Source organism: Cryobacterium sp. N22 (assembly GCF_002929555.1).
Classification (GTDB): domain Bacteria; phylum Actinomycetota; class Actinomycetes; order Actinomycetales; family Microbacteriaceae; genus Cryobacterium.
This window is the reverse complement of sequence record NZ_PJJP01000035.1, coordinates 80,784-103,173: the sequence shown is the minus strand read 5'-3', so window position 1 is coordinate 103,173 and position 22,390 is coordinate 80,784. Positions and strand designations below refer to the sequence as shown.

The 22,390-nt window shown below is 67.4% G+C and carries 27 protein-coding genes and 1 tRNA gene; 21 read left to right on the top strand and 7 right to left on the bottom strand.

What is annotated here, in order from left to right; all coding sequences use genetic code 11:
- Positions 1-2: 2 nt before the first annotated feature.
- Together CXY76_RS10780 and CXY76_RS10775 are read left to right on the top strand one after the other, a co-directional pair.
- On the top strand, positions 3-725 hold the full coding sequence (locus tag CXY76_RS10780; RefSeq protein ID WP_104164304.1) for a DUF4386 domain-containing protein: 723 nt from the start codon (positions 3-5) through the stop codon (positions 723-725).
- Entirely contained in the window at positions 722-1,702 is a 981-nt protein-coding gene (locus tag CXY76_RS10775; RefSeq protein ID WP_104164302.1) for an NAD(P)-dependent alcohol dehydrogenase, read from the top strand. Before CXY76_RS10780 ends, CXY76_RS10775 begins: the two co-directional genes overlap by 4 nt.
- Before the next feature lie 22 nt (positions 1,703-1,724).
- On the opposite strand, the gene CXY76_RS10770 is transcribed toward CXY76_RS10775, so the two are convergent.
- From CXY76_RS10770 to CXY76_RS10760, 3 genes are all read right to left on the bottom strand, one after another.
- Positions 1,725-2,645 carry a 5'-3' exonuclease gene (locus CXY76_RS10770; protein WP_104164300.1) on the bottom strand — a complete coding sequence of 307 codons (921 nt, stop codon included), beginning with the start codon at positions 2,643-2,645 and terminating at the stop codon, positions 1,725-1,727.
- Between the two features lie 65 nt (positions 2,646-2,710).
- Complete coding sequence (locus tag CXY76_RS10765; RefSeq protein ID WP_104164298.1) at positions 2,711-3,466, bottom strand: GAF and ANTAR domain-containing protein; 756 nt, start codon at positions 3,464-3,466, stop codon at positions 2,711-2,713.
- A 6-nt stretch (positions 3,467-3,472) separates the two neighbouring features.
- A complete protein-coding gene (locus tag CXY76_RS10760) occupies positions 3,473-4,111 on the bottom strand; it encodes a GAF and ANTAR domain-containing protein (protein ID WP_158253882.1) in 639 nt (212 codons plus the stop codon).
- Positions 4,112-4,353: 242 nt separating this feature from the next.
- Here CXY76_RS10760 and CXY76_RS10755 point away from each other — a divergent pair, with 242 nt between their 5' ends.
- The 7 genes from CXY76_RS10755 (at position 4,354) to CXY76_RS10725 (ending at position 9,537) form a co-directional block, all read left to right on the top strand.
- A complete protein-coding gene (locus tag CXY76_RS10755; protein WP_104164294.1) occupies positions 4,354-4,854 on the top strand; it encodes a DUF6328 family protein in 501 nt (166 codons plus the stop codon).
- Positions 4,855-4,914: 60 nt separating this feature from the next.
- A complete protein-coding gene (locus CXY76_RS10750; protein ID WP_104164292.1) occupies positions 4,915-5,631 on the top strand; it encodes an MBL fold metallo-hydrolase in 717 nt (238 codons plus the stop codon).
- A 59-nt stretch (positions 5,632-5,690) separates the two neighbouring features.
- Entirely contained in the window at positions 5,691-6,179 is a 489-nt protein-coding gene (locus tag CXY76_RS10745) for a toxin-antitoxin system HicB family antitoxin (RefSeq protein ID WP_104164290.1), read from the top strand.
- A gap of 111 nt (positions 6,180-6,290) precedes the next feature.
- A complete protein-coding gene (locus tag CXY76_RS10740; RefSeq protein WP_104164288.1) occupies positions 6,291-7,136 on the top strand; it encodes a DUF4097 family beta strand repeat-containing protein in 846 nt (281 codons plus the stop codon).
- A 29-nt stretch (positions 7,137-7,165) separates the two neighbouring features.
- Entirely contained in the window at positions 7,166-8,128 is a 963-nt protein-coding gene (locus tag CXY76_RS10735) for an ATP-binding cassette domain-containing protein (RefSeq protein WP_104164286.1), read from the top strand.
- Entirely contained in the window at positions 8,125-8,964 is an 840-nt protein-coding gene (locus tag CXY76_RS10730; protein WP_104164284.1) for an ABC transporter permease, read from the top strand. Before CXY76_RS10735 ends, CXY76_RS10730 begins: the two co-directional genes overlap by 4 nt.
- Positions 8,965-9,075: 111 nt before the next feature.
- Positions 9,076-9,537 carry a GNAT family N-acetyltransferase gene (locus tag CXY76_RS10725; protein WP_104164282.1) on the top strand — a complete coding sequence of 154 codons (462 nt, stop codon included), beginning with the start codon at positions 9,076-9,078 and terminating at the stop codon, positions 9,535-9,537.
- Positions 9,538-9,579: 42 nt separating this feature from the next.
- Here CXY76_RS10725 and CXY76_RS10720 read toward each other — a convergent pair whose 3' ends face one another.
- A complete protein-coding gene (locus CXY76_RS10720) occupies positions 9,580-9,894 on the bottom strand; it encodes a hypothetical protein (RefSeq protein WP_233199703.1) in 315 nt (104 codons plus the stop codon).
- A 35-nt stretch (positions 9,895-9,929) separates the two neighbouring features.
- On the opposite strand from CXY76_RS10720, the gene CXY76_RS10715 reads away from it, so the two are divergent.
- From CXY76_RS10715 to CXY76_RS10690, 6 genes are all read left to right on the top strand, one after another.
- Positions 9,930-10,823, top strand: a complete 894-nt coding sequence (locus CXY76_RS10715; RefSeq protein WP_104164280.1) for a LysR family transcriptional regulator — start codon at positions 9,930-9,932, stop codon at positions 10,821-10,823.
- Between the two features lie 36 nt (positions 10,824-10,859).
- A complete protein-coding gene (locus CXY76_RS10710) occupies positions 10,860-11,543 on the top strand; it encodes a type 1 glutamine amidotransferase domain-containing protein (protein ID WP_104164557.1) in 684 nt (227 codons plus the stop codon).
- 72 nt (positions 11,544-11,615) lie between these two features.
- The gene (locus CXY76_RS10705; RefSeq protein ID WP_104164278.1) at positions 11,616-12,296 is read left to right on the top strand and encodes an HAD family hydrolase; all 681 of its coding nucleotides are present in this window, start codon (positions 11,616-11,618) and stop codon (positions 12,294-12,296) included.
- 43 nt (positions 12,297-12,339) lie between these two features.
- A complete protein-coding gene (locus CXY76_RS10700) occupies positions 12,340-13,194 on the top strand; it encodes an SDR family oxidoreductase (RefSeq protein ID WP_104164276.1) in 855 nt (284 codons plus the stop codon).
- A gap of 110 nt (positions 13,195-13,304) precedes the next feature.
- A complete protein-coding gene (locus tag CXY76_RS10695) occupies positions 13,305-14,462 on the top strand; it encodes an epoxide hydrolase family protein (RefSeq protein ID WP_104164555.1) in 1,158 nt (385 codons plus the stop codon).
- Positions 14,463-14,510: 48 nt separating this feature from the next.
- On the top strand, positions 14,511-15,368 hold the full coding sequence (locus CXY76_RS10690; RefSeq protein ID WP_104164274.1) for a carbohydrate kinase family protein: 858 nt from the start codon (positions 14,511-14,513) through the stop codon (positions 15,366-15,368).
- 34 nt (positions 15,369-15,402) lie between these two features.
- On the opposite strand, the gene CXY76_RS10685 is transcribed toward CXY76_RS10690, so the two are convergent.
- On the bottom strand, positions 15,403-15,642 hold the full coding sequence (locus CXY76_RS10685) for a hypothetical protein (protein ID WP_104164272.1): 240 nt from the start codon (positions 15,640-15,642) through the stop codon (positions 15,403-15,405).
- 88 nt (positions 15,643-15,730) lie between these two features.
- On the opposite strand from CXY76_RS10685, the gene CXY76_RS10680 reads away from it, so the two are divergent.
- The 3 genes from CXY76_RS10680 (at position 15,731) to CXY76_RS10670 (ending at position 17,864) form a co-directional block, all read left to right on the top strand.
- Entirely contained in the window at positions 15,731-16,354 is a 624-nt protein-coding gene (locus CXY76_RS10680; protein WP_104164270.1) for a class I SAM-dependent methyltransferase, read from the top strand.
- Positions 16,355-16,462: 108 nt separating this feature from the next.
- Positions 16,463-17,473, top strand: a complete 1,011-nt coding sequence (locus CXY76_RS10675; protein WP_104164268.1) for an NAD(P)-dependent alcohol dehydrogenase — start codon at positions 16,463-16,465, stop codon at positions 17,471-17,473.
- A gap of 64 nt (positions 17,474-17,537) precedes the next feature.
- Positions 17,538-17,864 carry a helix-turn-helix transcriptional regulator gene (locus CXY76_RS10670; protein ID WP_104164553.1) on the top strand — a complete coding sequence of 109 codons (327 nt, stop codon included), beginning with the start codon at positions 17,538-17,540 and terminating at the stop codon, positions 17,862-17,864.
- 33 nt (positions 17,865-17,897) lie between these two features.
- Here CXY76_RS10670 and CXY76_RS10665 read toward each other — a convergent pair whose 3' ends face one another.
- Positions 17,898-18,908, bottom strand: coding sequence for a DUF2804 domain-containing protein (locus tag CXY76_RS10665; RefSeq protein ID WP_104164266.1), 1,011 nt, complete (start codon positions 18,906-18,908; stop codon positions 17,898-17,900).
- 206 nt (positions 18,909-19,114) lie between these two features.
- On the opposite strand from CXY76_RS10665, the gene CXY76_RS10660 reads away from it, so the two are divergent.
- The 3 genes from CXY76_RS10660 to CXY76_RS10650 are packed head-to-tail and all read left to right on the top strand — an operon-like array spanning position 19,115 to position 22,236.
- Positions 19,115-19,939: a phosphoribosyltransferase family protein gene (locus CXY76_RS10660; RefSeq protein ID WP_104164264.1), complete on the top strand. Its 825-nt coding sequence runs from the start codon at positions 19,115-19,117 to the stop codon at positions 19,937-19,939.
- Complete coding sequence (locus CXY76_RS10655) at positions 19,939-21,588, top strand: nicotinate phosphoribosyltransferase (protein ID WP_104164262.1); 1,650 nt, start codon at positions 19,939-19,941, stop codon at positions 21,586-21,588. Before CXY76_RS10660 ends, CXY76_RS10655 begins: the two co-directional genes overlap by 1 nt.
- 15 nt (positions 21,589-21,603) lie before the next feature.
- Positions 21,604-22,236, top strand: coding sequence for an NUDIX hydrolase (locus tag CXY76_RS10650; protein ID WP_146073431.1), 633 nt, complete (start codon positions 21,604-21,606; stop codon positions 22,234-22,236).
- 55 nt (positions 22,237-22,291) lie between these two features.
- On the opposite strand, the gene CXY76_RS10645 is transcribed toward CXY76_RS10650, so the two are convergent.
- A tRNA-Gly gene (locus CXY76_RS10645) sits at positions 22,292-22,365 on the bottom strand.
- Positions 22,366-22,390: the final 25 nt, after the last annotated feature.

Genomic DNA, 22,390 nt, shown 5'->3' with positions numbered 1-22,390 from the left:
TCATGACTCCCACCCGCCGAACCGCGATTCTCGCCGGCGTCTTCTTTCTGCTCACCGAAATCGGCGCGATCGTGGGCCGACTTCTCTATGCCCCGGTGCTCAACACGCCCGGCTACGTCCTCGGCACCGGACGCGACTCGCAGGTGGCCGTCGGCGTATTGTTCGAGGTCGTTCTCGTGATCGCCGTGGTCGGCACCGCGGTGGTCCTCTATCCGGTTCTCCGTCGCCACAGCCCGGCGCTGGCCCTGGCGTACGTTGCCGCCCGCATCCTCGAAGCGGCGATCATCCTGGTCGGCACTATCAGCCTGCTCACGGTGGTGATGCTGCGGCAGCAGCAGCCTTCCACCGGGGACGGCGGCGCGCTCGAGGCCGTCGCGGCCGGGTTGCTGGCCCTGCAGGACGGCACCCTGCTGTTCGGCCCCGGCTTCGCGCTCGGCATCGGCTCGATCCTGCTGGCGTCGCTGATGTACTCCTCCCGCCTGGTGCCTCGCGTCATCGCGATTCTCGGGCTGGTGGGCGGGGCGATCATCACCCTCTCGACCGTGCTGGTGATCTTCGGCCTGTACGGCCAGTTCTCCCCGATCGGGCTGCTCGTGGCTCTGCCCGTATTCGCCTGGGAGGTGTCGCTCGCGCTGTGGCTCATCCTCAAGGGCTTCAATACCGCCGCGCTCGAGCGGATGGCGCAGCGTCGTGTCGGCGCAGACCGGGCGGAGGTGACCCCATGAGGGCCGCGGTGTACCGGCGGTTCGGCTCCGCCGACGTGGTCTCGGTCGAGGAGATCCCTACCCCGAAGCCCGGTCCGGAGGAGGTTCTCATCCGGGTGCTCGCCAGCACGGTGAGCGCCGCGGACTACCGGGCCCGCTCCCGTGACGTGCCGAAGGGGCTCGGCCTGCTGGCCGGGGTCGGGCTGGGGTTCTTCCGGCCCCGCCGGCGGGTGCTCGGCATGGACGCCGCCGGGGTTGTCGAAGCCGTGGGGGAGAAGGTCACCAGGTTCACCCCCGGCGACGAGGTCATCGTCATGCTCGGCGCGAAGTTCGGCGGCCACGCCGAGTACGCCCGGATCGGGCAGGACGGACCGATCACGGCCAAGCCGGCCAATCTGAGTTTCGACGAGTCCGTCGCCCTCGTCTTCGGCGGCATCACCGCACGGGCGTTCCTGAATCGCACCGACATCCATCCAGGCACGCGGGTGCTGGTCAACGGGGCCTCCGGAGCGGTCGGCACCGCGGCGGTGCAACTGGCCAAGAACCTCGGCGCGCACGTGACCGCGGTCTGCGCGGCCCGGAACACCGGCCTGGTCACGGGCCTCGGCGCCGACACGGTGATCGACTACGCCAGCTCGGACTTCACGACCCAGCCCGACACCTACGACGTGATCGTGGACTGCGTCGGCAACGCGTCCTTCGACAGGGTGCAGCGGCTGATCACCCCCGGCGGAGCGCTGTTGGCGGTCATCACCGATCTCAACGGTCTCCTGCGCGCGAAATCCCGCACTCGCAAGAGCGGAAAGCTCGTCAGCGCCAGCGGCGTCGACTACCGGGCGGAAGACCTGCAGTTTCTCGTGGGCCTCGCGGAGCAGGGCGGCCTGCGGCCGGTCATCGACCGCAGTTACGACCTCGCCGAGATCGTGGCCGCGCACCGGTTCGTCGACGCCGGCCACAAGCGGGGCAGCGTCGTGTTGCGCATCGCCGGATCGAGCTAGATCCGGCTCAGATCAACGCGGCTCAGGCCAACGCTGCGAGGGCGTCTCGAGCGCGCTGCATCGACGAACTGAGCCCCCACCTGTTTGACAACCGCTCCAGCTCGGCAACCTGCTCGGGCGTACTCGGGCGGATGCGGGCGTCAAAGTCCGGCAGCGCAAGGTCGCGCACGACGTTCACCACGGCGGGTGCCACCGTGAGGTAGTCCGCGGCGGCGAGGATCTTCGCGCGCACGGCCGCGCCCAGTTTCACCTCGGGGTCTGCCGCCGCCGCCACGATCCCATCGAGGTCGCCGTACTCGGCCAGCAGCGTGGCCGCGGTCTTCTCGCCCACCCCGGCCACGCCGGGCAGGCCGTCGGAGGCGTCGCCGCGCATCGCGGCGAAGTCGGCGTACTGCACCGGGGTGACACCGGTCTTGGCCGTCAGCGTCGCATCGGTCAGCAGCTCCAGCCGGGCCATGCCGCGGCCGGTGTAGATGACCCGCACATCACGGGAGTCGTCGACGAGCTGGAAGAGATCCCGGTCGCCGGTGATGACGTCCACTGGGATAGACGCCTGGGAGGCGAGGGTGCCGATCACGTCGTCGGCCTCGTGGTGGGCGGCGCCGATGATCGGGATGCCGAGCGCGGTGAGCGCCTCGCGGATGATCGGTACCTGCGGGGTGAGCAGGTCGGGCACGACCTCGATCGCGGGGTCGGCATCCGTCGGGGGCTCGGCGGCGACCCGGTGGGTCTTGTAGGTGGGGATCAGGTCCACCCGCCACTGCGGCCGCCAGTCGTCGTCCCAGCAGGCCACGATCTCGGTGGGCTGGAACTCGGTGGCGAGCCGGGCGATCATGTCGAGCAGCCCACGCACGGCGTTCACCGGCTCCCCGGTGGGCGCGCGCACCGAGTCCGGCACGCCGTAGAACGCGCGAAAATACAGGGAGGCGGTGTCGAGGAGCATCCGGCGCTCGGGTTGAGTGGTCACGGCCGCATCTTGCCACACCTAGCGACCCGCCGCAGAGGCAGCTAGCGGGCCTGGCCCACCAGCGCCTCGGCGGAGATGCTGCGGTTGACCACGCCCTCGGCCGCCGCTCGCAGGGTGACCTCGTGTGCGCGGGCGTAGTCGCGGAGGGCGTCGAAGGCCTCGCTCATAGTGCAGGAACGCACCTGGGCGAGAACACCCTTGGCCTGCTCGACGAGAATCCGGGTGTCCAGCGCGAGGTGGAGCTGGGCGGCCACGATCTCGGGCTGGCGGAAACTGCGCTCGTGCAGGATGCCGACTGTCGCGACATCCGCCAGGGCCTGGGCGAGCTGGGCGTCGCGGTCGCTGAGGGCACCGGCCACCGTGCTGAGCAGGTTCATCGCGCCGATGACCTCGCCGTGCAGCCGGAGCGGGGTGGCGTGGGCCGCGCGGAAGCCCTGGTCAAGGGCTGTGCGGCGGAACCGCGGCCAGTCGCGGGGGTCGGTGTCGATGTCGGGAACGCTCACCACGGCACCGGTCTTGTAGCAGTCGATGCAGGGGCCGGCGCCGGCGGCGACGATCATGACCTCGACGATTTCAGCCTCTTCGCTGGTCGAGGCCACCAGTTCGAGCCTTCCCGTGCCGTCGGCCAGGAGGATGCCGCCCGCCTGCACGTCGAGAAGCTGGGTGCAGGTGTACACGAGGGTGGACAGCAGATCGACGACGTCGTAGTCGGCGACCAGTGTGCCGGCTACGCGCACAAAAGCGTCGTTGATTCTTTCTTCACGGGTGTTGTCAGCCGCGTGGTCTGTGTCGTGCATGTCTACCTACTCTGGGAGCTCTGCGAAATTGAGGCGCCGGCTGACGACGGCGTGGGCAATCTCTTGGACGGTGTATCCGCTAGAAAAAGCGTAGGCCCGGATTCGTGAGAAAGCATCTGTTGCGCTGATATCCAGCTGGCCGAGAACCATCCCGGTCGCCTGGTGGATCTCCCGCCGGGATTCAATCGGTGCCTCATCGTCGGACGATTCGTGCTCGGCGAGGACGATCGCGCGGCGAAAGGCGGGCCCGGCGATGGCGCGGCACAGGGATGCGCCGAGGGTGGCGGCCTGGTCATCGAGGGCTCCGGGGCTGGTGCGGTAACAGGTGACCGTTCCGGTGCAGGCCGCTCCCAGCATGAGGGGAAAGGTGAAGATGGCGCCCACGGTCAGCTCGGCAGCGCTCCGCAGGAATGCCGGCCACTGGTCGGTCAGCGCGAGGTCGGGAACCGATACGAGCGACGCGGTCCGAAATGCATCGAACTGTGGGCCTTCACCCAGATCGAATTGCATTTCCTCCAGCCGGGCGGCCGTGGCGTCGGTGGCGTGAATCAACGAGGCCCGGCGGTCCTGATCCATCACCGAGATGGCCGCACCCGTGATCGGCAGTAGCTCCAGGAACGGGGAGGCCAGCTGCCCACCCGTCATTCGGGGTGTCCCCGAGACTTCACTCATCAGCACCGCCAGCCGTGTCCATCGTCACTGTCAAAAAGTCACTGTCAAAGGGCACGTGTCATCGAAACGAGTCCAATACCTAACTCAACGTTAGTCCTGTCTGGCACCGGTCGACCAGTCTGATCGGCTGCGGCAGCGGATGCCCGGCGGTACTCTCGTGAGTCCCGACCCGCAGTGGCCGATGCTGCCGGCTCTCCTCACGGAAGGTACAGCCCATGTCTCACGCCTCGCCAGTTCCGGACGTACCCGACGCAGACCCCGATGGTCGCGGGGAAACGCAGAATGAGCGCCTGGACCGCAACTGGAATGAGCTGCTCCAGGAGCTCAGGGTTATCCAAACAGGAACCCAGATTCTCACCGGCTTCCTGCTGGCCGCGGTCTTCCAGTCCCGGTTCGAAGACCTCGATGCGTTTCAGCGCGACATGTACCTGGTCCTGGTGGCCACCTCGGTTCTCACGACGCTGGTGGGCCTGGCGCCGGTGAGCCTGCATCGTGTGCTGTTCCGCAAGCACGCGAAGGGCCGCATCATCCGGTACACCGACTATTTCGTGCAGGCCACTCTCGCCGGGGTCGGCATCACGGTCGCCGGCATCGGGTTGCTCATCTTCGACCTGGTGCTCGGCCGGGCATGGGGCATTGCTTTCGCGGTCTTCATCCTCGTCGTGGTCGCCCTGCTCTGGATTGTGGTGCCGCGCATCATCCGTCGTTCGGCCTGACGCCCCGATCGTCCGGCGCCACGAGCGCAATGGCGTCAGGAGAGGTACGGTCTAGCCATCATGAGACTCGGACCTCACCTCCACCGCATCGGCAACGACATCGTGGCCGCCTACCTCGTCGTCACTCCCGAGGGGGTGACGGTTATCGATGCCGGTCTGGCCGGGCAGTGGCGGGAGCTTCTCGCCGAGCTGACCAGCATGGATTGCACCCTCGAGGAGGTGAAGGGCGTCGTTCTCACGCACGGTGACAGCGACCACCTGGGTTTCGCCGAACGGCTGCGGCGGGATCACGGCGTGCCGGTCTACGTGCATCCGGCTGATGCGGCCCGGGCCCAGGGCGGGGCCAAACCGTCGAATGCCCGCCAGACGATGAAGCTGGGCGCCACTCTGGGTTTCGCGGCCTACTCGCTGCGCAAGGGCGGGATGCGCACCACCTACCTGACCGAAACCGTGGACGCGAACGACGGGGACACGCTGGACCTGCCCGGAGCGCCCCGCATCATCGGCCTGCCCGGGCATTCCGCGGGCAGCATCGCCATCCATGTGCCGATTGCCGATGCGGTCTTCGTGGGCGACGGGCTCACGACCCGCCACGTGCTCACCGGCACGACGGGGCTTCAGCCGGCGCCGTTCACGGATGAGCCGGAGCAGGCGATCGTGTCGCTTCGCGCGATTCTGTCCACCGGTGCCACCTGGGTGCTGCCCGGCCACGGCACCCCGTGGAACGGCGGTGTTGCGGCGGCCGTCGCCGCTGTGGAAAAGGCTGCCCAGGGCTGACGTCCACCCTGACACCATTCATGCTTGACGTGACACCATCATGGTGTCATGATGGTGACATGGAACTTGGAGCGTACGTAAACGACCTGCAGCGCCAGCTGGTGGATGCCGCTGAGAACGGCGCGGAGGACACTCGCGCCGTCGCCGAGCGACTCGCCGCCGGACTGGATGCCGCTGCGCGGCTCGTGCTGCTCGACGTGCTGTCGGCCGCTGTGGGCGAAATCACCCGCGACCTCGCCCCCGGCTCGGTCGACCTGCGGCTGCGCGGCCGCGAGATCGAGTTCGTCGTGACCGCGCCGAATGCCGAGCCGGACAACGACGAGCGGGCCGACCCCTCCGTCGACCTCGACGACTCGAGCACTTCGCGCACCACGCTCCGCCTGCCGGACGCCCTCAAGGCGCGGGTGGACGAAGCGGCGGCGGCCGACGGCCTGTCAGTGAACACCTGGCTGGTGCGCGCGACGGCGGCCGCCCTGCAACCCAAGCAACGCCGATCCGTGCAGCGCACCCTTCGCACCGGCGACAATTTTGCGGGCTGGGCGCGCTAGCCCGCGCTGTACTCCAGAAGCTCAGCACGCCAGAAACTCCAGCTCCGCACACCCGCGGGGTCGGTCCGTTGTACCCGAAATCGCATAGCCCACAGAGAGGGACGCATCAGCATGCCCACCTACAACACCCCCACTCCCATCGATCTCGCCATCCACCTGCCGGTCGGCGCGATCGACGTTGTGGCCGGCGACCGTACGGACACCGTCGTGACGGTGTCGCCCACCAGTCCGGCCAAGGCGGTCGACCGTCGCGGCGCCGAGGAGACCAAGGTGGAGTTCGACGGCCAGCGGCTGACGATCACCGCTCCGAAGCCCCGCTTCAGCATCATCGGCCCCAGCGAGTCGGTGGACATTCTCATCGAGCTGCCGACGGGATCGCGGCTCACGGCCGAGATTTCGTCGGGCAATGTGCGCGCAACCGGCCGCCTTGGTGCCACCCGCATCAAATGCTCGAACGGCGCGGCGGAGGTGGACACCACCGGCGACCTGTGGCTGCGCGCCGGCAACGGCAACGCCACCCTGGGTGCCGCCGAGGGAGACATCGAGATCACGGCCGATCACGGTCAGCTCCGCATCGGCACGGTCACCGGCAACGCCGTCCTCAAGGCATCGCACGGCAATATCACCATCGGAGAGTCCGGCGGCGACCTCGACGCGAAGCTCTCCTACGGCGACCTCGAGATCACCCGGGCGCTCGCCGCCGTGTCGGCGAAGACCGCCTACGGCAGCATCCAGCTGGGGGAGATCTCCAGCGGATCGGTGCAGGTGGAGAGCGGCTTCGGCCAGATCAACATCGGCGTGCGTGAGGGCGTTCCCGCCTGGCTCGACCTGGCCTCCAAGAACGGGCGCCTGCGCAATGAGCTCGCCGGCGACACCGCCCCCGACCCGTCCGAGCAGACCGTGGCGGTGCGTGCGCGCACCGCGTTCGGCGACATCAGCATCCACCGCGCGCGCTGAGCGCGCGCCGAAACGAAGGGAAGAACATCATGACCACCACCGCGATCGCCGTGCAGGGGCTGCGTAAGTCCTACGGCAGCAAGACCGTGCTCGACGACGTCGACCTCACCGTGAACTCGGGCACCGTGACCGCGCTACTCGGCCCGAACGGCGCCGGCAAGACCACCACCGTGCACATCCTCTCCACACTCGTGCGGCCGGATGCCGGCACCCTCACCGTCGCGGGATGCGACGTTTCGCGGGACCCCGACGGCGTGCGCGCCGCGATCGGCCTCACCGGCCAGTTCTCCGCGGTCGACGGCCTGCTCACCGGCGAGGAGAACCTCCTGCTGATGGCCCGGCTGCGCCACCTCGGCGCCAAGCGCTCGAAGGCGCGGGTGGCCGAGCTGCTCGAGCAGTTCGACCTCGTCGAGGCCGCCCGCAAGCCGCTCGCCACCTACTCCGGCGGCATGCGCCGCCGCCTCGACCTCGCGATGACTCTCGTCGCGACGCCCAGCGTGATCTTCCTCGACGAGCCCACCACGGGCCTGGACCCGCGCAGCCGGCACACCATGTGGGACATCGTGCGCGGCCTCGTGGCTGAGGGCACCACGGTGCTGCTCACCACCCAGCACCTCGAGGAGGCGGACCAGCTCGCTGACCACATCGCGGTGCTCGACGGCGGCCGCATCGTCGCCGACGGCACACCAGATGAGCTCAAGAGCCTCGTGCCGGGTGGTCATATCCGGCTCCGATTCGCGGATGCCGCGGCGCTCGACGCCGCCGCCCGCCTGCTTGACGGGTCCGCCCGTGACGAGTCCGGGCTCGCACTAACCGTGCCCAGCGCCGGCGGCGTCCACGCGCTGCGCGCGATGCTGGGCCGCCTCGATGCGGCCCATCTCGAGGTCGACGACCTCAGCATCCACACCCCGGACCTTGATGACGTGTTCTTCGCGCTGACCGGCACGAAGGAATCGTCCGGCCGGGTCGACACGAAAGGAACAGAGTCATGACCACCATCACCGCCCCGCGCCCGACCGTGCAGGGCACCCATCATCAGTCCTATGTCGTGACCGACGCGATCACGATGCTGCGCCGCAACCTGCTGCACATGATCCGCTACCCGGGCCTGTCGGTGTTCACCATCGTGGGTCCGGTGGTGATCCTGCTGATGTTCGTCTTCGTCTTCGGCGGCACCCTCGGGGCCGGCCTGCCGGGCGTGGACGCGGCCGGCGGCCGGGCGGCGTACCTCGCCTACGTGATGCCAGGCATTCTGGCGATCACCATCGCCGGCACCGCCGGTGGCACCGCCACGACGGTCTCGATGGACATGACCGAGGGCATCACCGCGAGGTTTCGCACCATGGCGATCTCCCGCGCGTCGGTGCTCGCCGGGCACGTTCTCGGCAACACCATTCAGGCCATCATCGCCGTCGCACTGGTCCTCGCGGTCGGTGTGCTGATCGGCTTCCGGCCCACCGCCACCCCCATCGAATGGCTCGCCACCTTCGGCCTGATCGCCCTCGTCGCGTTCGCGATCACCTGGATCGCCGTGGGGATGGGCATGCAGGCGAAGTCGGTGGAGACGGCGAGCAACCTGCCGCTGCTGCTGGTCTTGCTGCCGTTCCTCGGCAGCGGCTTCGTGCCGACCGAGTCGATGCCGGCCGGTCTGCAGTGGTTCGCGGAGTACCAGCCGTTCACACCGATCGTCGAAACCCTCCGCGGCCTGCTGCTCGGCACCCCGCTCGGCTGGAACCCGGTGCTCGCGGTCGGCTGGTGCATCGTGATCACGGTCATCGGCTACGTCTGGTCGATGGTCATCTACGAGCGCAAGTCGGTGCGTTCCTAACCCCCGGCACCCCCCGCCGCCCGAGCCCACCCCGCTGGTCGAGCTTGTCGAGACCCCGACAAGCCTGACCAGCGGAGTACTGCGGTGAGCCGCCCCGGTAGCCTGGGGCGCATGTCGTCCCTCGCCCCAGCTTCCCCCGGCGATACGCCCGACCTGACCGATTTCCTCCGCGAGGTCGATCTGACCCTGAGCGGGCTTGACGCTCCCACGGTGCACATCTGGATCAAACGGGATGCTGCCGGCGAGATCGTGGCGAGCACGGGATTCGAACTCAGCGGTGACCAGCAGCACACGCTCATTCGGAGCGTGGCCGTTCATCCACTCGCCCAGCGCGCGGGGGAGGGCACCCGGCTGGCCCTGTTCGCCCTGGCGAAGGCGGCGGAGAGCGGAGCACAGCGGGCATGGCTGTTCAGCCGACGGTCCGGGCCGTTCTGGCAGAAGCTCGGCTTCGAGACTGCCGACCGGGAGGACCTCGCCCGGGCTCTCGCCAGCACCCACCAGGTGCGCCTCTTCGCCGAATCCGGCCAGCTCAGCCGAGAGGTAGCGTGGTCCCGCCCGCTCCGACCCGAGTAGAGAATGGCACCCAGCCGCGGGCGCTGGTGGGGCCCGGCAGGGCTAGACGGCGGGCGATTCGCGTCTGTTTCGGAAAGCACGTCCCCGGTGGGAGGTCCACATTGTCGACGAGTGCGCCCGCCACGGTGGCTCCCACGGCCGGTGCGAGGTTTTGGTAGTGCCGCGTACCGAGCCGACGTCGCCGGTGAGCTCTTTTGGCGCCGCAGTGACCAGCACCTTGAACACGAGCGTGACCAAGGCACCCTGACCGACTCCGAAGGCGAACAGTCCGAGGTTTGTCGGAAGGGTCTCCCAGTGGTCGGTGACGACGATCGATATCCAGACCAACGCGATGGTCGTGAGCGCGAACGAGAACATGGCAATCGCTGATTGACCGTAGCCTCGTTAGGACCATGACAAGTCCGTCGCTCGATCACTTTCGCACGTTCGTCACCGTCTACCGGGCCGGTTCGCTGACTGAGGCGGCGTCGCTACTGGGCATGTCCCAGCCGACCGCCACTGCGCACATCCACGCCCTTGAGACGCAGTTGGGGTACTCGCTATTCACACGCACCAGATCCGGCGTCATCCCCACGCAGAAGGCAGCCCAGCTGGCACGCGAGGTGGCAGGGCATATCGATGCCCTCGACGACATTTCTTCGCTGGGCACTGAGAATGAAAGCACGGCGAGAACGGTGTACATCGGAGGGCCGGCCGAGTTGCTCACGACAGTGGTTCTGCCAAGGCTAGAAACGGTCTCCCGTCGTGCGGCCTCCCAAATCAACGTCACATTCGGCCTCGCCGCCGAGCTCCTAGAAGGCCTCCGCGCAGGCCGTCTCGACGTGGTCATCAGTTCGATCCGACCGAGAGTCCAGGGAGTCGAGAGCACGCCCCTGTTTGACGAAATCTTCGCATTGGTCGGTGCGCCCCGCTGGGCAGGAGTCGACCATGCACTCGAGTCCCTCGTCAACATCCCCGTTGTCGTTTTCGATCACGACCTTCCAATCGTGCGGCGGTACTGGCGCACAGTCTTCCAGCAGGGGCCCTCTGAGCTGAGTGTCGCCGCCGTGATCCCCGACCTGCGGGGAATTCGGGAAGCCGTGGTGTCCGGCATCGGCATGTCGGTTCTGCCGCTGTACCTGATAGCTGAGGAGCTCCGTGCCGGCACCCTGGTGGTGTTATTCGAGCCCGTCATGCCGCCCCTCAACACCGTGTACCTCGCCGTTCGCGCCGGAGAATCGGTGCGCAACGCAGATGTCATCAGCCAGCTCCGCCAAACAATCGAATGGGCGGGTGAAATTACCTGATCGCGAATGCCCGCGGCCGGCACGCAGACTCAACGCATGTCAAATATTCTGATGGTCGTTACTGCGGCCGAATCGCTCATTCTCGCCGACGGCACCGTACACCCGACCGGGTTCTGGGCCGAAGAACTCGTCGTCGCTCATCGCGACTTGACTGCGGCCGGGCACGTTGTCGCAATCGCCACCCCGGGCGGCATCCGTCCGACGGTGGACCCCGGGTCCCTCGGCGACGACTCCACCTGGACGACGTACCTCGCGTCCATCGATGATCTTCTGGAGTCTCCGATTGCACTCGACACGGTCGATGTTTCCGAATACTCCGCTGTGGTCCTGCCGGGAGGTCACGGCCCGATGACCGATCTCGCAACCGACGAATCGCTTGGTGCGATCCTTACCGCTGCGGACCAACACGGCGCGCTCATCGCCCCGTTCTGTCACGGTCCGGCGGGGTTGCTGAGCGCAACCGCGGCGGATGGCAGTTTCGTTTTTGCCGGACGACGACTCACTGTTTTCACGGATGAAGAAGAACTGGCGGGAGGCACGGGAGTCAAGAGCCCGTGGTTCGTCGAAACCGTGCTTCGCAATCGGGGAGTCGTCATCGATAGCGGATCACCGTGGTCGAGCCATGTCGTTCGCGATGGCAATCTGATCAGCGGTCAAAACCCGCAATCAAGCGTCGCGGTCACCGCCGCGCTCGTGTCCGCCCTGGCGGAGCAGAACTGACCGCAGCTCACCAGCGGGGGGAGTTCTCGGCGGCCATTGCCAATGTGAGTGGTACCGGGGTTGGCTAGGAGCATGAACTCCTCGACGAAGCCTCGGACCGCGGTACTCCTCGACATCGACGGAACCCTCGTCGAATCGAACTACCTCCACATCGATGCCTGGGATCGCGCCTTCGTCGCCGTCGGGCATCCGGTTCAGGTGTGGCGCATCCACCGCGCCATCGGCATGGACTCCGGCATGCTGCTGCGACACCTGCTCGGCGGTGACGTCGCCGACGCGGTAGGTGGGGCTGCCAAGGAGAAGCACACCGAGTTCTACCTGGCCCGGGCCGAACGCCTCCGACCGATCCCCGGCGCCCAGGACCTCCTCGCCGCGCTGGCCGGTCGGGGGCACGCCGTGGTGCTGGCCACCTCGGCGCCCGAGGAGGAACTCACGTTGCTCCTCTCCCTGCTCGACGCCGACGAGCACCTCGCGGCGGTGACCTCGTCGGCAGACGTCGATACCGCCAAGCCCGACCCCGACATCATCAAGTCGGCGCTGGGGAAGGTGTCGGTCGGTGCAGCACACGCGGTCATGGTGGGCGACTCGGTCTGGGACGTCGAGGCGGCCCGGCGCACCGGGGTCGACTGCATCGGGCTGCTCAGCGGCGGGTTCGGGGCCGAAGAACTCCTCAGCGCCGGTGCCATCGCCGTCTACGACGACGCGGCCGACCTGCTCGCGCAGCTCGACGGCAGCCCTATCGCACACCTCTGAGACGAGTCGGGAGAAGGCAATGACTGACAGCACGCAATCCCCGATGACCGGCAAGACGGTCCTTGTCACCGGCGGCACCGGCGGGATAGGCAAGGCCACCGCAATCGGGCTCGCTCAGCTGGGTGCCCGAGTCGGCATCGTCGGCCGCGACGCCACCCGCGCAGAGGCCGCCGCAGTCGACATCCGTGCGATGTCGGGCAATGAAGCCGTGGATGTGTTCACCGCCGACATGTCCTCCCAGGCCGAGGTTCGTCGGCTCGCGGCAGAAGTGCTCGTCGCCTACCCGTTCCTTGACGTACTGGTTAATAACGTGGGCGGGTTCTGGGCACACCGGCATGTCACGGCCGACGGTTTGGAGCACACCTTCGCGCTGAACCATCTGGCACCGTTCCTGCTCACGAATCTGCTGCTGGAGCGACTCAAGGTGAGCGCGCCCGCTCGAGTCGTCACCGTCTCATCCGGCGCCCAGGCCATGGGCCGGATCGATTTCGACGACCTGCAGGGCGCGCGCAGCTTCTCGGGGCAGCGGGCCTACAACCAATCGAAGTTGGCGAACGTGATGTTTACCTACGAGCTCGCCCGTCGCCTCTCGGGCAGCGGGGTGACCGCAAACGTATTGCACCCTGGCGTTACGAATACCGGTTTCGGCGCCGAGGACCAAGCGAGGTTCTTCGCCATGATGAGCGGGTTGGCCCGACGTTTCATGAGAAGCCCAGCGAAGGGTGCCGCAACGCCGATCTACCTCGCCGCGTCACCGGACGTGACGGGGGTTTCGGGCCGGTACTTCGCCAACTGCAAGGCCAAGGACTCCAACAAGATCTCGTACGATACCCAGGCGGCGGCGCGACTGTGGCAGGTCAGCAGCGACCTCGTCGGACTCCCCGCCACGCAGCCTTGAGCCCGGGACGCTATCGCGGACACGGCCCGGGTCACCCCGGGCCTTCTGCGCGTCCCGGATCAGCTCTGGGCCAGCAACACCGAGTTCCATGAGCGCGTCAGACTATGACCATGCCAGATTCCGCCCTCCAGCCAGAGCCGTTCGCTCCCGTCACCGCTCGTGCCGTAATCGATGACCTCCGGTCCCGGCTTCGGGCCACCCGCTGGCCGGACGCCCCCGCGGACGCCGGCTGGTCGCTCGGCACCGACGTCGCCTACCTCCGCGAACTCGTCGCCTACTGGGCGGATGGCTTCGACTGGCCCGCGCAGGAGGCCGCGCTCAACCGGCTGCCCCGCTTCAAGGCGCCGGTCGGCGGCCTGGGCATCCACTTCGTGCACGCCCGCGCCGTCGCGCCGGTCGGCCCCACCCTGCCGCTGGTGCTCAGCCACGGCTGGCCGGATTCGTTCTGGCGCTACTCCAAGGTGATCCCGCTGCTCACCGACCCGGGTGCGCACGGCGCCGACCCCGCCGACGCGTTCGACGTGGTGGCGCCCGACCTACCCGGCTTCGGTTACTCAGACATCCCGGCGGCTCCGCTCGACTCCATCGCCGTCGCCGGGCTGTGGGCCGAGCTGATGGGCGGGCTCGGCTACGCCCGGTTCGGCGCCGCCGGTGGCGACATCGGCAGCCACGTCAGCCGCTACCTCGCGCTGGACCATTCCGACCGGGTCGTGGCGGTGCACCGCACGGACGCGGGCCTGGCCCACTACTCGGGCGACCCCGCCGACCTCACCCCGGAGGAGCGCGTCTGGCTGGAATCCGGCGCGGCCTGGGGAGCGGCCGAAAGCGCCTACGCAGCCATGCACCGCAGCAAGCCGCAGACCGCGGCTGTCGGGCTCACCGATTCGCCGGCGGGACTGGCCGCCTGGATCGTCGAGAAGCTGCGGGCCTGGAGCGACTGCGACGGTGACCTCGAGAGCGCGTTCAGCAGGGACGAGATCCTCACCAACCTCTCCATCTACTGGTTCACCGGCACCATCGGGTCGTCGATGCGGATGTACGCGGCGAACGCCGCGATTCCGCCCGCCCAACTCGCCCGTCGGGTAGAGGTTCCGTCGGGCTTCTCGATCTTCCCCGCCGACCTCGTGCGACCGCCCCGGGCCTGGCTCGAGCGCACCGCGAACGTCGTGCGTGCCACCGAGCCCGCACGCGGCGGGCATTTCGCGCCTCTCGAGGAACCCGAGCTGTACGCCCGGGAACTGCGCGAGTTCTTCCGCCCCTACCGGTGAGGCGTCCCGTAGCCTGAGCGGATCAGCACAGTCTCGACGGAGGGCAATATGGGCGTGGACCACATCGTTGTGTGCGGACCGGTGTCGTGGAACACCCTGGTCTACCTTGATCAGCTGCCGGAGCCGCGCCCGCATGTCACCTTCGCCCTGGAGGATTTCCAGACCGTCGGCGGCACCTCTGCGGGCAAGGCGCTGCACCTGGCCGGGCTCGGCCGCACGGTCGCGTGCCAGACCCTGCTCGGCGACGACGATGCGTCGGGCCGGGTGCGCTCCGCTCTCGAGTCGGCGGGAATCCGGGTGACCGCGCCGGTGGTGCCGGGCGCCGGCGAACGGCACCTGAACCTGATGACCCGGGCGGGGGAGCGGGTGTCCGTGTACCTCTCGGTGCCGGCGTTTTCCGAACCCGACGTCGCCCAGTTCGCGGCGATGAGCCGGGGCGCCGCGGCCCTGGTGATGGACCTCTCCGAAACGTCCCGGGCCCTGCTCCCCACGGCCATCGCGGCCGGCGTTCCCATCTGGACCGATGTCCACGACTACGACGGCCAGTCCGAGTTCCACGAGCCGTTCATCCGGGCGGCCGACTACATCTTCATGAACGCCGACGGGATGAGCGACCCGTCGGCCTTCATGCGCGCCCGGGTGGAGGCCGGCGCCACGGCAGTCGTGTGCACCCTCGGCGCCGACGGTGCCATGGCCTTCGACGCCGAGGGGCAGCACCGGGTGGCCGCTGTGCCCGTGGAGGTTCGGGACACCAACGGTGCCGGCGATGCGTTCTTCGCGGGCTTCCTCGATGCCACCCTGTCTGGCGCATCCAGGGCCACGGCGCTCACTGCCGCCGCCGCGCAGGCCACCATTGCCCTCGGCACGAAGCATCTGCACCCGTCGTTGGACGCGCTACTGCCGTAGCGCGCGGGATCTTCGGCGAGGTGCCCCGCTGCGCCTACTCCTTCGAGAAGTCGTTCGGCTCGAGGGCAGCGATGCGACGGGCGTGTTCCCTGAGGGCCTCCTCGGGCACCTCATGGCCGCCGTCGGCGAAGCGTTGGCGCAACGCGACCAGGACCTGGGCCTCGTCGTGGCCGGCCAGGTCCGCTTCCTGTTGCAGCAGGATGCCCGCCACCTTGTCGTTTTCGGTCGTGCTGTGCTGGGCCTGAATCGGTTCGTCCTGGGTGTCGCCGGTCATGCTGTCCTCCGCTCGCGGAACTGATGGGCACCATTGTGCCTCACGATGGTGCGGGCGGACGCAGGATTGCGTCGCGTAACCTGACCGGATGACCCCTGACGCGGCCCGGCCGCACGAGCGCGTGCGCGAGGAGTACCGCCGCCGTGCGGCCGAATACACCGTGGCGCTGGGATCGATGGAGGCGGTGCATCCGTCGGACCGGGCGCTGGTCGAGGCCTGGGCGGGAACGGTGGCGGGCCCCGTCATCGATGCCGGCTGCGGCCCGGGGCACTGGAGCCGGTTCCTCCAGGAATGCGGCGTCGAGGTGAGCGGTGTCGACATGGTGCCTGAGTTCATCGACCTCGCGAGCCAGAGGTTTCCCACGGTGACCTTCCGGGAGGGCACCCTCGACGCACTGGGCGTGGCGGATGCGGCGCTCGGCGGCATCCTGAGCTGGTACTCGGTCATTCACCTGCCGCCGCCGGATGTTCGAGCCGCGCTGACCGAGTTCGCCCGCTGCCTGCGCCCGGGCGGCGGCCTGCTGCTGGGCTTTTTCGACGGTGCGCGACTGGAGCCCTTCGATCACGCCGTGGTCACCGCCTACCGCTGGCCCATCGCCGCGCTGAGCGTGGAACTGCGTGCTGCCGGGTTCGACGTCGTCGAAACCCACACCAGAACCGGGCCCGGCACCCGCCCCCACGGGGCGATCGTCGCTCGCCGGGCGGCCGGGTGACGAACCGCGCGACTCGTTATTTCGATCTGTCTCATATTTGACGTAGATCGAAATAAGCCGCATGATGGAGGAGGTGGGGCGCAGTGCCCTGCCAAACGAAAGGAACACATGCGCGCCTGGATGTTGGACGACTTCGGTCTCGAGAACCTGAACCTGCACGAAATCCCGACACCGGAACCCGCCGCCGGCGAACTGCTGATCAAGGTCTCGGCCGTGTCGTTGAACTACCGCGACAAGGCCCTGGTGGACGGCATCTACGCTCCCGAGAAAATGCCCAAGGGGCTCATCCCGGTCGCAGATTTCGCCGGCGTCGTTGCGGCGACCGGCTCCGGGGTGACGAAGTACGCGGTCGGCGACCGGGTCACCTCGCACTTCTACTCAACCTGGCAAGACGGCCCGTGGCTGCCTGAGTACGCCGATTTCCAGGTTGGCGGCCCGCTCGGTGGAGGACTCGCCGAGTACCAGGTGCTCAGTGAAGACGCCGTCGTGCCCACGCCGCCGTATCTCAGCGACGAGGAGGCGGCGACGCTTCCGATCGCCGCCCTGACCCCGTGGTTCGCGATGCGTGAGTACGGCGACATCGGTGCCGGCGACACCATCCTCGTTCAAGGCACCGGCGGCGTGTCGATTTTCGCCATCCAGATCGCCTCGGCGCTGGGCGCCCGCGTGATCGCCACCTCGAGCAGCGACGACAAGCTCGCCCGAGCCCGCGAGCTGGGTGCCACCGACACCATCAACTACCGCACGACGCCGGACTGGGCGGCCGCGGCACTCGAGCTGACCGACGGTCGCGGCGTCGACCTCGTCATCGACGTCGTCGGCGGTGAGGGGCTCCGGGACTCGATCAGGGCCGCTCGAGGCAGCGGAATGGTCGCGGTCGTCGGATTCCTGGACGGGCAGAGCGCGACGCTGGACCTGATGGATGTCATCTGGCACCAGACGCACATTCAGGGCATCGCCGTCGGGCACCGCAGGTCGTTCCACGACCTCGTTCGGTTCCTCGACGAGCACCACATCACGCCCGTCATCGACACCGTCTACGACTTCGCCGACGCGCACGCGGCCTACGACCAGCTCGCGCGCGGCGCCTTCGGCAAGATTGTCATCAAAGTCGGCTGAAACCGACGACGGCGGTGGGGGAGGGCGCGCCTCGTAGAATTGTGAGGCTGACAGGAGGATGAACATGGCACGAGTCAACGAGATGACCGACGAACCCGGCATCGCCGATTTCGACTTCGCTCGAGTCCTCGCCGCCGTCGCGGATCCGGTGCGACTCAGCATCCTGCGGCAACTGGCAAGCGCCGACGATGCCCTCAGCTGTGGCGCCATCGAGCTGCCCGTCAAGGCGTCAACGGCCACGCACCACTTCACCGCCCTGCGTCAGGCGGGCGTGCTGCACCAGTACTACGTCGGCACGTCCAGAATGAACCTCCTCCGGCTCGACGATATGGAGCAGGCCTATCCTGGCTTCCTGCCCTCCGTGATCGCCGCCTCGGCGAAGACACCGTAGAGGGTCGAAGTCGCCCGGTTCATATGGCCGCTGTCACCAGCGGTTGCGCACGTCTTCCGCCCAGCCCAGCAGATTGTCGACCCGGATGCGGCCCAGCTCGGTGTCGACCCAGCCCGAGTAGTGGCCGAAACACTGGTGACCGCGGCTGCCGAAGACCAGGAGTTCGGTCTTGCTGGCGTGGTCCCAGAACGGGTCGAAGCGCAGGTCGAGGCTCGCGCCGTGAATGCGCCACGGGGCGAGCCAATCGGCTTCGTCGTAGACCCAGTCGAGTTCTTCGCTGATCTTGTGGAGTACCCCGTCGACGAGCACCGCGTTCTCGGTCGAACCGGTCCCGTCCGTCCATCGGCCGCCCAGCTGGAGGCCGACCGTGCGTCCGTCGACGACTCCCGACGCCGCTCCCCAATTCCAGGTCATCCGGTACGGCCAGCGACCGCGGCCATGATCGAGCACCGCCCAGCTGTCGCCGGAGGGAAGGTGAATCCGGTCGCCCTCGACCTCGACCCACCCCTCGGCCGGCCGGGCCACGTCTTTGACGGTGTACTGGAAGCGCGTCGGGGACCACGGAACCACGACAGCCAGCGCCTCGTGGCCGGCCGGACGCACGGCAGTGATGTCGAACGCCACCCCCGCGGCGCGCCCACGCAGGCGGGTGCCGCCGGGCACCTCGTCGATGTCGATCGTGAGCGACCGGGTGCGTGCCCGGGCGGATGATGCGCCGAGCGATGCCGGGAGCGTGGCGCTTGATCCCAGCGGTGCGACGGCGCCGCGTTCGAGCGTCGTTCCCGATAACCGGTCGTGAATCAGGATGTTGTGCACGGCTGCGTAGTCGAGCGAGGAGACGGTCAGCGTCACGATGTGGGTGGGTGTGGTGACGCCCCAGTACTCCCAGCGCTTGTTGCGGCCCCAGCTGCTGCGGCCGTCGATGCCAGCGGTGTCGTGCAGAGGCTTTCTGCTCCAGCCGACGGCGGCGGGGTTGAGGCGCCCGTCGGGCAGGCACAGCGAAACCGGCGCGGTGAGCTCACGTTCGACGATCGCGCGATTCATCGCGTACTCCTTCGTTGGTGTCATCTGAATCTAATGGTGCTGCGGGGTAGACGAAGACGTCGCAGAGCCAGGCAAATGCCACCCCATCCGTAACCATCCGCGGAAAGGGTGTCCCTGAAAATAGTTTTCGTCAATCGGAATATTACTGCCCCGCGCGTGTTACAGTTTAGTAATCGTCAACCAGACGAAAACTAGAGGGACGACACATGAGCATCACATTCCGCGCACAGGCCAACGGTTTTCCCGTCGACTCGTGCTTCGTACCGTTCACCTTTCCGGGTGGCGAACGCCACTTCAAGGACAGCGGGACCGGCGCCGAGCAGGACGAGCACTGCATCATCCGCGGAGCCGACGCCAACGACTATGTAGCCGCGAAGATGTGGGCCGAGATGGTCCACGCAGCCGGGGGAGTGGCCACCGCCTACATCCCCTACCTCCCCGGAGCCCGCGCCGACCGCGGCCTCCCCTTCGGCGCCAAGGCCTACGCCGGCCTCATCAACGACATCGGCGCCGACCACGTCATCTGCTTCGACCCGCACTCGCCGGTCATGCCCGCGCTCATCAACAACCTCCAGATCATCGACAGCACCCGCCTCGTTCGCCGGGCCGTCGGCGGCTACGACACGACGTACACCGGCATCATCGCCCCGGACATGGGTGCCGCCGTCCGCGCCGGCCACGCCGCCCACGCGCTCCACCTGCCGCTCTACACCGCCACCAAGGACCGTGTTGAAGCCACCGGTGCCCTCAGCAACTTCCAGTGCCCCGACCTGCCGGCCGACGGCAAATACCTCGTGGTCGACGACATTGCAGACGGAGGTGGCACCTTCCGCGGCCTGGCCGCAGCTACCGGTCTCCCGCGCGAACAGCTCGGCCTCTTCGTTTCCCACGGCATCTTCTCCGGAGCCGCCGCCGGACTCAACGACTCGTACGGCGAGATCATCACCACCGACTCACACCCCGGTGCCTACAACCCCGATGTCGCGGCCCGCGTCATCCCCGTCGTTCCCTACATGATTGGAACCAACTAATGCCTCGCCTCGCACAACGCATCACCACCGCCAGCCCGATCGCTGCGCTGCTCGACACCGACGGCTACAAGCTTTCGCACCGGGCCCTGTACCCGCAGGCCGGCAGTGGCCGGGGAAACAACACGGGCACGACTCGCATCCTGATCAACTGGACCAACCGCAGCAACAAGTACATGCCCGGATCCACCCACGCCGTCGTCTTCGGGGTGCAGTCCTTCATCCAGAGCTACCTCGTGGAGACGTGGAAAGCATTCTTCGAAGCAGATGAGGATCTTGTCGTTGCCCTTTACGAAGAGGCACTCACCAACTACCTGGGCCCGAACCCCATCGGTAGCGAACACATCCGAGCCCTCCACAAGCTCGGCTACCTCCCGCTGAAGATCAAGGCGCTGCCCGAAGGTACGCTGGCTCCCATCGGCGTCGCCACCCTCACCATCGAGAACACCCACGATGCCTTCTACTGGCTGCCCAACTACATCGAAACCCCGCTGAGCGCCTCCATTTGGCACCCCGGAACCGTTGCTACCATCGCCCTGGAATACCGCGAGCTACTCGAGAAGTGGGCTCTCCGCACCGACCCCGCTGGTCTCGCCGGAGTTGACTTCCAGGCTCACGACTTCTCGATGCGCGGTCAGAGCTCCATCGGTAGTGCCGCAGCCAGCGGAGCAGGCCACCTCACCAGCTTCCTTGGCACCGACTCGATGCCTTCCATTGACCACATCAGCCGGTACTACCCCGGAGACAACGGCTGGGTTGCAGCGTCGGTCCCCGCGACCGAACACTCCGTCATGTGCATCCGCGGCCAGAAGGGTGAACTCGAGACCTTCGAACAGATCCTCGACACCTTCCCGACCGGCATCGTCTCTGCCGTCGCCGACGGGTACGACCTCTTCACGGCGATCACCGAGGTGCTCCCACGGCTCAAGAACCGCATCCTCGCCCGTGACGGCAAGCTCGTCATTCGCCCCGACTCCGGCGACCCAGTCGACATCGTCACCGGTGAATACAACGCCTACATGACCGATGAGGACGTGTCCGACGACCGGAACGACGCCCACCTCGACAACGCCCGCTACTACGAGCACGAGAAGTCGCACGGTCGCATGTCGAACGAAGCCCAGGGCGTCGTGGAGCTCCTCGGAGACATCTTCGGCTACACCGTCAACGACCAGGGCTACAAGGTCCTCGACCCCCACATCGGCGTCATTTACGGCGACAGCATCAACCTCGACCGCGCCCTGCGCATCATGCAGCGCCTCGAGGCCAAGGGGTGGGCGTCGACCAACGTAGTGTTTGGCATCGGCAGCTTTACCTACCAGATGGCCACCAGAGATAATTTGGGATCAGCTGTCAAGGCGACCTGGGGCATGGTCGACGGAGTCTCCACCGATATCCAGAAGGATCCGAAGACCGGTGGCGGCGGCAAGAAGAGTGCCAAGGGTCGCATCGCCCTCCACCGCGACGAGAACGGTGAGATCTACCAGGTCGACGAGCGGACAGCTGAAGAGGCTGAGACCGGCCTTCTTGAGGTCGTCTGGGAGGATGGGTACTTCTACAAGCACCAGTCGTTCGCTGACGTCCGCGCCACCCTCAAGGCAGAGCGGACCGCTCGCTCCGAGCGCAACACCAACCAACAGAAGGCGGCATAGCGCATGTCTCAGCCGTTGATCAGCATCGACGTCGTAGCGCTGCGGTACAGTCGCTCGACCAAGCACGTGGAAGTGGCGCTCGTCCGACGCCAGTTCGAGCCGTCAGCGGGGCGACTGGCCCTTCCTGGCGTGCTTCTGGTCAGCGGCGAACTGCTGGATGACGCCGTGCACCGTGCCCTCCGCGACAAGGCCGGCGTCATGCGCGAGTACGTCCGCGCCATCGGTGACGTTGGCGTCTTCGATACCCCGGGCCGGGACCCGCGCGGCCCGACCCTGTCCGTCACCAAGTACGTCATCCTCGGCGACAAATTCGAGGTGGGTGAGGGCGTGACGATGGTCCCGCTGGCTGAGTCGGTTGGTCTCCCGTTTGACCATGACGTCATCATCCACCGCGGCGCCAGGATCGTGCACGACAAGCTCTGGGTGGACCGTGGGACGACGGAATCCCTTCTCGGACACGAGTTCAAGACCAGCGACGCTGCGGACGTTCAGGACGCCCTGGCGGCTGCTGCGGACCCGAAGGCTCCGAAGACGAACCGGACGAACCTGGCACGGGATTTGAAGCGAATCCGGTGGCTGGCCGAGCCGCGAACCGGGCCGGCGGCCGGCGAAGGTCGGCCGTCAAAAGTGTGGAGTTTCATCGACTGAGAGCCCGGTGAAATCGATAAAGCGAAAGTTAGCGGTGGCGTGCAGGACCGACAAGTGGAGCGGATGACGGGAATCGAACCCGCGCTATCAGCTTGGGAAGCTGAAGTTCTACCATTGAACTACATCCGCGCGTCCAAGCCGCCGAAGCTGCACT